This is a genomic window from Paenibacillus sp. FSL H7-689 (assembly GCF_000517905.1).
Lineage (GTDB): Bacteria > Bacillota > Bacilli > Paenibacillales > Paenibacillaceae > Paenibacillus > Paenibacillus amylolyticus.
The window spans coordinates 333,232-345,637 of the sequence record NZ_ASPU01000054.1 but is presented as its reverse complement, the minus strand read 5'-3'; the positions used below and the strand labels follow the sequence as shown (position 1 = coordinate 345,637).

General features: G+C 46.4%; 14 protein-coding genes and 1 other annotated feature (1 of these 15 cut by a window edge). All 14 genes read left to right on the top strand.

All coding sequences use genetic code 11. The annotated features are described in order from the left end of the window. Positions 1 to 6: 6 nt before the first annotated feature. Complete coding sequence (gene murA / locus C170_RS24025; RefSeq protein ID WP_036614867.1) at positions 7 to 1,290, top strand: UDP-N-acetylglucosamine 1-carboxyvinyltransferase; 1,284 nt, start codon at positions 7 to 9, stop codon at positions 1,288 to 1,290. 58 nt (positions 1,291 to 1,348) lie between these two features. Further along, the gene (locus C170_RS24020; RefSeq protein ID WP_036614865.1) at positions 1,349 to 2,116 is read left to right on the top strand and encodes a cell division protein FtsQ/DivIB; all 768 of its coding nucleotides are present in this window, start codon (positions 1,349 to 1,351) and stop codon (positions 2,114 to 2,116) included. 293 nt (positions 2,117 to 2,409) lie between these two features. Then, the gene (gene ftsA, locus C170_RS24015; protein ID WP_036614863.1) at positions 2,410 to 3,693 is read left to right on the top strand and encodes a cell division protein FtsA; all 1,284 of its coding nucleotides are present in this window, start codon (positions 2,410 to 2,412) and stop codon (positions 3,691 to 3,693) included. A gap of 150 nt (positions 3,694 to 3,843) precedes the next feature. Beyond that, positions 3,844 to 4,959, top strand: coding sequence for a cell division protein FtsZ (ftsZ, locus tag C170_RS24010; RefSeq protein ID WP_017687306.1), 1,116 nt, complete (start codon positions 3,844 to 3,846; stop codon positions 4,957 to 4,959). 261 nt (positions 4,960 to 5,220) lie between these two features. Beyond that, positions 5,221 to 6,201 carry a sigma-E processing peptidase SpoIIGA gene (spoIIGA, locus tag C170_RS24005; RefSeq protein ID WP_036614861.1) on the top strand — a complete coding sequence of 327 codons (981 nt, stop codon included), beginning with the start codon at positions 5,221 to 5,223 and terminating at the stop codon, positions 6,199 to 6,201. 11 nt (positions 6,202 to 6,212) lie between these two features. Continuing rightward, complete coding sequence (gene sigE, locus C170_RS24000; RefSeq protein WP_036614858.1) at positions 6,213 to 6,935, top strand: RNA polymerase sporulation sigma factor SigE; 723 nt, start codon at positions 6,213 to 6,215, stop codon at positions 6,933 to 6,935. Between the two features lie 111 nt (positions 6,936 to 7,046). Then, positions 7,047 to 7,829 carry an RNA polymerase sporulation sigma factor SigG gene (sigG, locus tag C170_RS23995; RefSeq protein WP_017687309.1) on the top strand — a complete coding sequence of 261 codons (783 nt, stop codon included), beginning with the start codon at positions 7,047 to 7,049 and terminating at the stop codon, positions 7,827 to 7,829. 174 nt (positions 7,830 to 8,003) lie between these two features. After that, the gene (locus tag C170_RS23990) at positions 8,004 to 8,396 is read left to right on the top strand and encodes a YlmC/YmxH family sporulation protein (RefSeq protein WP_017687310.1); all 393 of its coding nucleotides are present in this window, start codon (positions 8,004 to 8,006) and stop codon (positions 8,394 to 8,396) included. Between the two features lie 51 nt (positions 8,397 to 8,447). Next, the gene (gene pgeF, locus C170_RS23985) at positions 8,448 to 9,347 is read left to right on the top strand and encodes a peptidoglycan editing factor PgeF (RefSeq protein WP_036614856.1); all 900 of its coding nucleotides are present in this window, start codon (positions 8,448 to 8,450) and stop codon (positions 9,345 to 9,347) included. A 6-nt stretch (positions 9,348 to 9,353) separates the two neighbouring features. Next, positions 9,354 to 10,055, top strand: a complete 702-nt coding sequence (locus C170_RS23980; protein WP_036614854.1) for a YggS family pyridoxal phosphate-dependent enzyme — start codon at positions 9,354 to 9,356, stop codon at positions 10,053 to 10,055. Further along, positions 10,046 to 10,513 (top strand): cell division protein SepF, encoded by a 468-nt coding sequence (locus tag C170_RS23975; RefSeq protein WP_036614853.1) that lies wholly within the window; start codon positions 10,046 to 10,048, stop codon positions 10,511 to 10,513. Before C170_RS23980 ends, C170_RS23975 begins: the two co-directional genes overlap by 10 nt. Before the next feature lie 7 nt (positions 10,514 to 10,520). Further along, positions 10,521 to 10,787 carry a YggT family protein gene (locus C170_RS23970; RefSeq protein ID WP_036614851.1) on the top strand — a complete coding sequence of 89 codons (267 nt, stop codon included), beginning with the start codon at positions 10,521 to 10,523 and terminating at the stop codon, positions 10,785 to 10,787. Positions 10,788 to 10,805: 18 nt separating this feature from the next. Further along, positions 10,806 to 11,588: a YlmH family RNA-binding protein gene (locus tag C170_RS23965; RefSeq protein ID WP_036614847.1), complete on the top strand. Its 783-nt coding sequence runs from the start codon at positions 10,806 to 10,808 to the stop codon at positions 11,586 to 11,588. Between the two features lie 240 nt (positions 11,589 to 11,828). Continuing rightward, positions 11,829 to 12,338, top strand: a complete 510-nt coding sequence (locus C170_RS23960; RefSeq protein ID WP_017687316.1) for a DivIVA domain-containing protein — start codon at positions 11,829 to 11,831, stop codon at positions 12,336 to 12,338. A gap of 57 nt (positions 12,339 to 12,395) precedes the next feature. Continuing rightward, positions 12,396 to 12,406: a binding site (T-box leader), on the top strand (it continues 282 nt past the right edge of the window).

The window sequence follows — 12,406 nt, the reverse complement described above, 5'->3', positions numbered from 1 at the left end:
GATACATTGGACAAATTGGTGATTGAAGGCGGGAAACCCCTCTCAGGATCCATACGCATCCATGGAGCAAAAAATGCCGCTTTACCGATTATGGCCGCAAGTTTGTTGGCAGATGGAGAAGTTACACTGCATAACGTTCCACACTTGCTGGACATTGAAGTGATGCTGTATATCCTGGAACGGCTTGGATGCACGTGTCGGCATGAACAGGGAACAGTGACGATTAATACCTCGTCTATCCGGTCATATGATGTGCCAGAAGATCTAATGAAGCAGATGCGCTCTTCCATTTTTTTGATGGGACCATTGCTGGCTAAGTTTGGGCAAGTGTCAGTGTATCAGCCAGGCGGCTGTGCCATTGGAGAACGCAAAATTGATCTTCACCTCCGGGGCCTGGAAGCGCTCGGAGCTTTGATTGAAGAGCAGGACCAACAGATTATCTGTCATGGGCACAATCTGGTGGGTACAGATATTCATTTGGATTTCCCGAGTGTGGGAGCGACGGAGAATATCATGATGGCAGCCGTTATGGCTAAAGGGACGACAACCATCTGCAACGCCGCAAGAGAACCTGAAATCCAGGACCTGCAACACTTTTTGAATGCTATGGGTGCAAGCATTATTGGTGCAGGAACGGATACAATCACGATCAATGGCGTTGAGAAACTGAAACCTTGTTCCTATGAGATTATACCGGATCGAATCGTTGCCGGAACCGTGATGATTGCAGCAGCAGCAACACGAGGCAATGTTACGCTTACACACTGCAATCCTGCTCATCTTACTTCACTTATACATGTATTGAAGCGCACTGGTGTTCAAATCACAGTCTGCAATGATATAATGACGGTGAGCTGTATGAGCCGTCCCAAATCAGTAGACCGTATTGTGACTTCTCCGTATCCTTCGTTTCCGACAGATTTGCAATCGCAAATCATGGTGCTGCTCAGTTTGGCAGACGGATTCAGTGTGATGAAGGAAACGGTATTCGAGGGCCGGTTCAAACATGTGGATGAACTGAATGTGATGGGGGCTGATATTTCAGTCGATCTGAACGCAGCATTTATCCGTGGTGTTCCCCGTCTGTACGGGGCTACAGTAGAAGCAACCGATCTTCGTGCAGGTGCAGCTCTGGTCATTGCTGGTCTGGCTGCTCAAGGCAAAACGGTTGTGGAGCAAGTGCATCATATTGACCGGGGCTACGATCAGATCGAGAAGTTATTCCAAAGTCTTGGAGCATCGGTTGAGCGACAGTCGCCCGTTTCGAAACAGTTGGATTTTGCCAATTAACGTCCTTGGAGTCCCCTTCTTGAAGGGAGGGGACCTGAGGCTTTGTGGAGCGCTACTTATGCCTAAAAGTCAAATTCCGGTTCTGAAGAAGAATCGGCCAAAAGGAAACACAAGCCGCAAAATTGTAATTATTCTCTTATTATTATTTATTGTATTGCTGGCTGTATTATTCTTTCGTTCTTCCATGAGTCGGATTTCGGCAATTGAAATTACGGGTAATGTATATACAGCAACTTCAGAACTGCTGGAGAAAAGCGGGCTGAAAGAAGGCGAACAATTTTTTGGGACAAGTACTGCCGAGGTTATTGAGCGTCTCAAGACCATCAAGGCGATTTCCACCGTTACCGTGGACAAAAAGTTTCCGGGGATTATCCATATCAAGGTTCAGGAATATGCCACGGTTGCTTATGAGCTTGGTTCTGACGGTACGCTAAAAGCGATATTAGCCAGTGGGACAAGCTTGACGGTTCCGGCAACAATTGGTGTTGCTGTGGAGAAGCCCATATTGACCCAATGGAAGGCTGATGATCCACTCAAAGCCAAACTGAGCCAGACACTGGCTAAAATTCCGAATGAATTGACGACGGATATTTCGGAAATTATTCCGAATCCAACGCCTTCATTTCCGGATCAGATTCGGATGTATACCAAATCGCAGTTTGAAGTGATTACAACCGTCTCTCTTTTATCGGATAAAGTGGAGTATCTGAATCAGGTGATTGAGACCGAACGGCCTGGGAAAATCACCATGCTTGAGGCAGATACCTATGTCCCTTTCATCCCGGATGACCCGGAAGATGATGCTGAACCAGGAGCAAGCCCCTGATCTTTGCCATGATGAGGCTGGACTGAATATGAAAGCCTAGGCAGGTCGGGGTTTGACCCCGTCAGAGCAATGAAACTTGTTCTTTCTGAGATGAAGAAAAAATGATACACTTGAACTTATGGCACATGAGTTGCCTCCTTCTTTTTTCTTCAATGTTTTATGTCTGGCAACCAGATTTTGACACCCAAAAACATTGTAGAAAAAAGAGGGAAAGCCTGAAGTGTGTTGAATATGTTTTAAGAGTGTTTAAATTCGAACGTAATTTACTATTGGAGTCAGGAGGTGCCACAGACTTGAGCAACAATGACATCATTGTTAGTTTGGACATCGGTACATCCAAAATTCGCGCTATTATTGGGGAAATGAATAATGGAACCTTTAATATTATAGGAGTTGGATCTGCCGACTCGGAGGGAATTCGCAAAGGTGTAATCGTAGATATCGATCAGACGGTGCAGTCGATTCGCAACGCAGTGGATCATGCAGAACGTATGGTAGGTATTCAAATATCCGAAGTGTATGTTGGAATCTCGGGAAATCATATCGGACTGATGAGCAGTCACGGCGTCGTGGCTGTGTCTAACGAGGATCGTGAAATCGGAGAAGAAGACATGGAACGGGTGTTGAAAGCAGCCGAAGTCATTGCAGTTCCGCCGGAACGGGAAATTATTGATGTTGTCGCCAAGCAATATGTTGTGGATGGCTTGGAGGGCATACAGGACCCCCGTGGTATGATTGGTGTTCGTCTGGAAGTTGAAGCAACGATCATAACGGGTGCAAAAACCGCGATACATAATCTTTTGCGCTGCGTGGAAAAAGCGGGTCTGAAAGTAAGCGATCTGGTTCTCATGTCGCTTGGAGCGGGTCAACTGGCTTTGTCCAAAGATGAAAAAACGATGGGTTCAGTGCTTGTTGATATTGGAGCAGGTGCAACAACCATCGCCATTTTTGAAGAAGACAGTCTTGTTGCAACATCAACGTTGCCTATAGGTGGGGAATTCGTAACAAATGATATCGCCTATGGCTTACGCACGTTAACGGATCAGGCGGAGAAGGTGAAACTGAAATATGGCTGTGCCTGGTTGGATGATGCTGCTGCGGATGTGATGTTCAAAGTCACCCGAATTGGCAGTAATGTAGACAAGGAGTTTTCACAGGAGGATCTGGCAGCAATTATTGAACCTAGGGTTCAAGAAATATTCCAGATGATATCCCAAGAAGTGAAGCGTCTTGGTTACAACGAGCTTCCTGGAGGTTATATACTAACGGGAGGTACGGTCTCTATGCCGGGGGTTCTGCAGGTCGCTCAGCATGAGCTTGCTGCTTCGGTACGAGTTGCAGTTCCGGATTATATTGGTGTGCGTGACCCCGGGTTTACAAGCGGAGTCGGCATATTGCACAGTGTAATTCGCAGTTTGCGCATTCGTCCCTCGATCAATAACGGCGGTGGAAATAACAATAACAATAATAACAACAAGAAACCGACCAACCGTCCGAAGCCAAATACGGCACAGGAATCGGAGCAAAAACCCGGTCTGTTCGAGCGGCTGAAGAATATGTTCAGCGAATTTATATAACAGGTTGGATCCATTTCATACATTCTTGAAGCCGTCTGAATGCGCCGGTACTAAAATAAACGCTTTCGTTCGTCGATATATGAAATTGATTCGGTTCAAATCAAAAATTGGACGGGCCATCCATGCACATTGAGGGGGAGATGGAATAATATGTTGGAATTTGATTTCGAGATGGAGAGCTTGGCTCAAATTAAAGTCATCGGTGTAGGCGGCGGCGGAAGCAATGCAGTCAACCGTATGATTGAAAATGGTGTACAAGGTGTTGAATTTATTACGGTGAATACGGATGCTCAGGCGTTACACCTGGCGAAATCCGAGCATAAATTGCAAATCGGTGATAAATTGACTCGTGGTCTTGGTGCTGGCGCCAACCCGGATGTAGGTAAAAAAGCAGCGGAAGAGTCCCGCGATCTGATCATGAACACGTTGAAAGGTGCAGACATGGTATTTGTTACAGCCGGTATGGGCGGTGGTACAGGTACAGGTGCGGCTCCGGTTATTGCCGAAATCGCTAAAGAGTGTGGTGCACTTACCGTTGGTGTCGTAACTCGTCCATTTACATTTGAAGGACGCAAGCGTTCCAGCCATGCAGAGCAAGGTATTGAAGCTCTCAAGGAAAAAGTCGACACACTGATCGTGATTCCTAATGATCGTTTGCTCGAAATCGTAGACAAAAAGACTCCTATGCTTGAAGCATTCCGTCAAGCGGATAACGTACTTCGTCAAGCTGTACAAGGTATCTCTGATTTGATCGCTGTACCGGGTCTAATCAACCTTGACTTTGCTGACGTCAAAACGATTATGCACGAACGTGGTTCAGCCCTTATGGGGATTGGTGAATCAACTGGTGAGAATCGTGCCGCAGAAGCAGCACGGAAAGCCATTATGAGTCCTTTGCTGGAAACTTCTATTGAAGGTGCTCGCGGCGTAATCATGAATATTACGGGTGGCGTTAATCTGTCCCTGTATGAAGTGAACGAAGCGGCAGAGATCGTAACTTCTGCTTCCGACCCGGAAGTGAATATGATCTTTGGTGCCATCATTGACGAAGACCTGAAAGAGGAGATTAAGGTTACGGTTATTGCAACCGGTTTTGAAGATAAACCTGCTCCACCACCACCAGGACGTAAGCCAGCTCCAGCAACAGCGGAGACGACGGATACACGTTCGCCGAACCTGCGTCCTTTCGGAAATCAGCCGAGCAATGATCAGCTGGACATTCCGACATTTTTACGCAATCGTTCACGCAATAATAACAACGATTAATACGCAAATCAATTTATTGGAAACCCGGTACTCCTTATGGAGCGACCGGGTTTTTTCTGTTTATTTAGATATCATAGCATACAGCAATGAACAAATTCTGAACAAAGGGCCTGAGCAATTCCGACAAAAAAAGTTGGAACCACACCCCCATGATTAGACAGACTTTGAACAGGGGGCTCCGTATACTTGTGAATATGCTCATGAATATCAGGATATCGGGTACCGGTATTTCGATATGTTGCGCGCAGGCAGGTGAAGACTTTGGTTGTCTATGTGGATCTAATTTTTTTGACAAACCTGTGTATTGACGGTGCACTCATCGGAATGACCGCCTGGATGCGCAAGACAAAGCTGGTTTGGTGGCGATGGTTGCTGTCAGCCATTGTGGGTGCATTATACGTGGTCATGATGTTTGTACCGGAGTTTGATTTTATGTTCACCTTTCTGATCAAGTTCGGGTTTTCGCTGGTCATGCTTACGATTGCTTTTGGTTTTAAAGGTCTGCAGGCTTTTGCGAGGACGCTAGGTACCTTCTATGTGATTAATTTTGTCGCTGCCGGAGGTATTCTGGGTGTGCATTACATGCTTCAGAGCTCCGGTGAGTTGTTTAACGGCATTTGGTTCACGGCTTCTGGCGGTATGTCATTTGATCTGAAAATTGCTTTCTGGTTCACGTTTATCGTATTTTTTTCTGTCCTGTTTTTATTCAAAGCTGTGCAGAGCTCAAAACGGAAAACGGATCGCATGACGACCTATTTGGGTAAAGTTGAGGTCTGCATCGATGAGGTAGTCATTTCTTGTACAGGCCTTCTGGATACGGGCAATCAACTTACAGATCCCTTATCGCGCATGCCGGTCATGGTGATGGAGGTTTCGTTATGGCAAGACATGTTACCCGCTTCATGGAAGGGTAGACTCAAGGACGAGGCGCCGGACAACCTTATTCTGGAGCTTGATCAGGAAAGTTTTCAGTGGCAGGATCGACTGCGGCTGGTGCCTTATCGGGGCATTAACAAAGGGACTGCGTTTATGCTGGCAATGAAGCCGGACCGGGTGAAGGTGACGATGGAGGAAACATGTTATGAGACGACAAGGGTACTTATTGGGCTGGATGGAGGTGTTTTGTCGTCGGATGGGAAATACCAGGCCGTGATTCATCCTGAACTTGTGCAAGACGCTGCTTCTGCGCAGTCTACGGCTCTCTCTGCGGGAGCAACAGAAAAGCCGCTGAATGTGGTATAGGAGGAACGTACATGCTTGTGAAATGGAAACTGGTGGTGCAGCTGCAATATTACCGTCTGTTATTTTTATTGGGACTCAAAAGCGAAGAGATCTATTATATTGGGGGAAGTGAGGCACTTCCGCCGCCTTTGACAAGGGAAGAGGAGGAATTTTTGCTGCAAAAATTATCCTCGGGAGACTCGGCCATTCGCGCGATGCTCATTGAGCGCAACCTGCGTCTGGTGGTGTACATTGCACGAAAGTTTGAAAACACAGGAATCAATATTGAGGATTTGGTCTCCATTGGAGCGATCGGATTGATCAAGGCAGTTAATACATTTGACCCGGAAAAGAAAATCAAACTGGCAACCTATGCTTCACGTTGTATCGAAAATGAAATTTTGATGTACCTGAGACGTAATAGTAAGATCCGAACTGAAGTTTCTTTTGATGAACCGCTCAACATTGATTGGGATGGAAATGAACTATTATTATCCGATGTATTGGGTACAGAAAACGATACAATCTATCGGAATATTGAAGAGCAGGTAGACCGGAAACTTTTGCACAAGGCACTGGAGAAATTAACGGAGCGCGAGCGAATGATTATGGAGCTTCGTTTTGGCCTGACGGATGGGGAAGAAAAGACACAAAAAGATGTAGCCGATCTCCTCGGAATCTCCCAATCCTACATCTCTCGACTCGAAAAAAGAATCATTAAAAGACTTCGCAAGGAGTTCAATAAAATGGTCTGAAATACATCATTGGTCAGAATGGGTATTACTGGCAAGGGTGCCAAGTACGAATAAAAAAGCCTGCCCCGGAGATAATGTACATTAATGTTTCTCCTTGGGAGGTAAATCACGATGACCCGAAACAAAGTCGAGATTTGTGGCGTGGACACCGCAAAATTGCCTGTCCTCACCAACACTGAAATGCGGGAATTGTTTCATTCCCTTCAGCAACACCATGATCGCTCAGCAAGAGAGAAATTAGTGAATGGCAACCTGCGTCTGGTACTCAGTGTCATTCAGCGTTTTAACAATCGGGGGGAGTTTGTCGATGATCTGTTCCAGGTTGGTTGCATCGGCCTGATGAAAGCCATTGATAATTTTGATTTATCCCAGAATGTCAAATTTTCAACCTACGCGGTGCCGATGATTATCGGTGAAATCCGTCGATACCTGCGTGATAATAACCCAATTCGGGTATCTCGCTCCTTGAGGGACATTGCTTATAAAGCACTTCAGGTCCGTGACAGCCTGACGAATAAAAACTCCCGGGAACCGACGATATTCGAAATTGCGGAAGTGCTGAATGTGCCGAAGGAGGATGTTGTTTTTGCATTGGACGCCATTCAGGACCCGGTCTCGCTCTTCGAACCGATTTATCATGATGGTGGAGATCCGATCTATGTTATGGATCAGATCAGCGATGACAGAAACAAAGATGTGTCATGGATCGAGGAAATTGCACTTCGTGAAGCGATGCATCGTCTTGGTCAGCGGGAAAAAATGATTCTATCGATGCGGTTTTTCGAAGGGAAAACCCAGATGGAAGTGGCTGATGAAATTGGCATTTCCCAGGCTCAGGTATCACGTCTGGAGAAATCAGCGATACAGCAGATGCAAAAACATGTAAAGTCATAACACGATGCAAAGGCAGAAGGACGATCAATCGGGGCAGTGTATACCGTTGGTCGTCTTTTTGTTTTGGACCGTTTCCACATTCGATGAAAAACAGGACATTTTTCGCCCCTGAAACATATATTGTATAGAAGCGTGAAGAACGGGCAGAAGAGGAATAACAGGGGGCGGGAATGAATGAAAGTAAATACGAGCGAAGTAGCGGCACGAGGCATGAAAATCTCGGACTTTCAGACAAAGGATGTCATTAACATTACGGATGGTAAACGCCTCGGTCAGATCAGTGATTTGGAGTTAGATCTGAAGCAGGGACGAATTGAAGCGATTGTTGTGCCAGGGTACAGCCGTTTTATGGGTCTTTTTGGCGGGGGAACGGATCTGGTGATTCCCTGGAGAAACATTGTGAAGATTGGTTCAGATGTGATACTGGTGAAGATGGATGAGGTGAAGGAAAATACGTATGACGAGCGTGATCGCGAAGCGCGCCTGTATGATGAACAGCAGCATAACCGTACAGAGCGAGTGGAACGCATTGAACGGTCGGAACGTAATCAGCGTCGAACGATATAAATGAGACAGAATGTGGCTCATTTGGTACACTGGAAGTGGTGAGGTGAGATAATGGAACCCTTTGTATTGGATAAAGAATTACTTGAACGGACCAAAAAACCAAATCCAGATTTCGGTCCTGATCCGTTATTATTATATGTTGAGCCCTGGACACAACAATTTGAACAGTTGTCAGTCGGGTTTACAACGAGGCATGGTGGAGTTGGAAAAGTTCCGTATGCTACGCTCAATTGTGCTTATCATGTGGGGGATGACCCTGAAGTTGTACTTAACAACCGCAGGCTTGTAACCGAGAAGCTTGGCTTTGCAGCAGAAGCATGGACCTGTGGAGAGCAGGTGCATGGCAAACATGTGGCTGTAATTACCGCTGAAGATCGGAGCAGAGGATTACTTGATCGTCAATCTGCGTTGCAGGATACGGATGGCTTGGTCACGAATGCGCCTGGTGTGCTGTTGACTTCTTTCTACGCAGACTGTGTTCCGCTTTATTTCTATGACCCTGTGCAGCAGGCGGTAGGTCTTGCTCATGCCGGCTGGAAAGGTACAGTCGCGGGTATCGCTGTATCCATGGTGGAGACGATGGAACGGGAGTATGGCAGCCGTAGGCAGGACATTCGAGCTGCAATCGGTCCGTCGATCGGGGATTGCTGTTATGAAGTGGATGAGGCGGTCATGCAGCATGTACGGGTTTGGTTTGATGATTCCCCGGTTAATGATAAATACGAGGATTCTGCTTCTAAACAAGCATATCGAGCCGTGAATAACGGTAAAACGATGTTAAACTTGAAAGAATGTAATCGACACATTATGATGAAAGCAGGAATAATGCCGGATCATATCGAATGTACAACATGGTGTACAAGTTGTTATCCCGAACTATTTTTCTCCTATCGGAAGGAAAATGGTGTTACGGGGCGGATGGCGAGCTGGATTGGGCTGGAAGAGAGGTGACCCTCTGTGTCATTGGAGGAGCGTATTCAACAGGTAAATCAGAAGATCGAGGACGCATGTCGGCGCAGTAACCGTCATCGTGATGATGTGAATGTGATTGCGGTCACGAAATATGTCTCACTTGAAACAACGGGATCGGTGCTGGATCATGGTCTTGAGCATATTGGAGAAAACCGGTGGCAGGATGCACAGGCCAAATGGGAAGCTTTTGGTCAGCAGGGTACCTGGCACTTTATCGGTCATTTGCAGACAAACAAGGTGAAAGACGTGATTGGCAAGTTTCGTTACATACATTCACTGGATCGTTTGTCATTGGCGAAGGAGTTGGATAAAAAAGCAGCTTCACTTGGCATCCAAGTGGAAACGTTTTTGCAGGTGAATATTTCGGGTGAAGAGAGCAAGTATGGCTTACAGCCTGAACAGGCAAGTTCTTTTTTGCGTGATATTCGTTCGTTCAACAATCTCAAGGTCGTTGGCCTGATGACCATGGCACCTCATGAGGAAGATCCGGAGCTGACGCGTCCCGTATTTCGTGGATTGCGTGAGCTGAGAGATCAACTGAATGGACAAGCCCTTACAGCAGAACCATTGACTGAACTGTCGATGGGGATGTCCAATGATTTTGAAGTGGCCATTGAAGAAGGTGCAACCTGGGTACGGCTAGGATCGATTCTCGTAGGAAAAGAGGAGGGTTCACGATGGGCGTAATGAATAAATTTATGAATTTCCTCGGACTTCAGGAAGAGGAAGAGATTGTGGAACGTGAACGAATGGCTGCGCAGGAGGAAAATGAGGCTGAACATCAGGAAGCTGAAACCTCCAGTCTCGATAAACGTAGAAACCAAAGGGGGAATAATGTGGTGAGCATTCATTCCCAGAAAAATGTTAAAGTTGTCCTGTATGAACCGCGTTCTTATGACGAGGCTCAGGAAATTGCCGACCATCTGCGTTCGCATCGTACCGTTGTGGTGAACTTGCAACGAATTCGCCAGGACCAAGCGCTGCGCGTTATTGATTTTTTGAGTGGCACGGTATATGCATTGGGTGGCGGTATTTCCAAAATCGGCGGAAACATTTTTCTCTGTACGCCAGATACGGTTGAAATTCAGGGATCAATTACGGAAATACTGGCTGACAGCGAGCAAGATTATAACAGAATGAGGTGAGCCGTTTTTGGAGTCGTTAGTTAATATTTTGGGTTTTGCATATCAAATTTACTTTTACATGGTCATCGTCTACATATTGATGTCATGGCTTCCCAACGCACGGGAAAGCTTTATCGGTGAATGGCTGGGCAAATTAGTGGAACCATATCTAAGTCCGTTTCGCCGATTTATACCGCCTTTGTTCGGTGTGCTGGATATTTCCCCGATTGTGGCGTTGCTTGTTCTTCGACTTGCGCTTGTTGGGTTGATCTCTATACTTGGATATTTTGCATAATAGGGTAGGGTGACATAGATGAGCGGTGAAATTTACGAACATTTTAGCCATGATGAGCGGGATTTTGTAGATAAGGCTTCGGATTGGGTTGAGCAGGCGGGTAAGTATCATGACATGAAGCTAACTGACTTTCTTGATCCAAGACAGGTTTTTATATTACAGACTCTTGCCAATCGCCGTAACGACGTTCAGATTCGTCTGGATGGTGGTTACGAGGCTGCTGAACGCAAGCGTGCGCTGGTTGCACCTGATTATATGTATCTGGATGATGAGGATATGGGTATGCAGGTGCTCAGTATTACGTCTGATGATCAGAAAATCTCGGAGCTGGAGCATGGGGACTATATGGGTTCCCTGCTCGGGCTTGGGATGAAACGTGGAAAGATCGGGGATATCCAAGTGCTGGAGGACGGTTGCCATACAGTGGTGGCGGCGGAAACCGGCGCTTTTTTATCGCTTCAACTGAATCAGGTGCATCGGTTACATGTGTTCACAGAGTTACTTCCTTTGGATCAGATGCGATGGTCAGAGAGTAAACTGGAGACGATGGACATTACGGTCGCTTCGCTTCGTTTGGATGGAATCTGCGCAGATGTGTATCGGCTTAGTCGCAGTAAAGTGCTGGCTCCGATCAAAGCTGGTCGCTGCCGTGTGAACTGGAAAGTTGAGGAAGATCCCTCCAAATCGCTAAAAGCGGGTGATGTCGTATCCATTCAGGGATTTGGCCGCTTCAAGGTTATGGAACAGGATGGGATGACCAAAAAAGGGCGTTGCCGAGTGAAAATCGGCAAATTTGCCTGAGTCTGTTGCAGGAAAATCCGCTTTCTTGTCGAAATGTTTATCATAAAGGTGTAGAAAATACGCGGTGTATCCGATAAACATTAAGTCAAAGCTTTACATGAACGTTGGAGGATGCAATTCTGATCCTGCATTCCGTATACGTTGCCAAGGTTAGGCATCAACGATACGGCCCCTTGGGTGGTACCCATATGCTGCAAACCTTCTCTGGACGGGAAGGAACTTTAACAGGAGGTGGACAGCATGCCATTAACGCCGCTGGACATACACAACAAGGAATTTTCCCGACGTTTGCGCGGGTATGACGAGGATGAAGTCAATGAATTCCTGGATCAAGTCATCAAAGATTACGAAGGCGTCATTCGCGAGAACAAAGAGCTGAGCAATCAGTTGCTGTCCGTTCAGGAGAAACTGGATCATTTTTCTACAATTGAAGAGACGCTTAGCAAAACGATTATCATTGCGCAGGAAGCTGCTGATGATGTGAAGGGTAATGCGAAGAAAGAAGCGCAGTTGATCGTGAAGGAAGCAGAGAAAAATGCAGACCGGATCGTGAACGAATCGTTGGGCAAATCTCGCAAAATTGCTTTGGAAGTGGAAGAACTGAAAAAGCAGGCCTCGATTTATCGTGCCCGTTTCCGCACGCTTGTTGAAGCGCAGCTTGAACTGTTGACTCAGGATGGTTGGGAAGTGCTGGAGAGCCGGGAGCAGGAAGTGCGTGACCGTGAGCGGGAGATGAAAGAAATTTATTAGTCTGTCGCCTGGTTGACTTTTGTCTGCAAAGAGGCTATAACTATATTCATAATGAATAGTGATTCCAT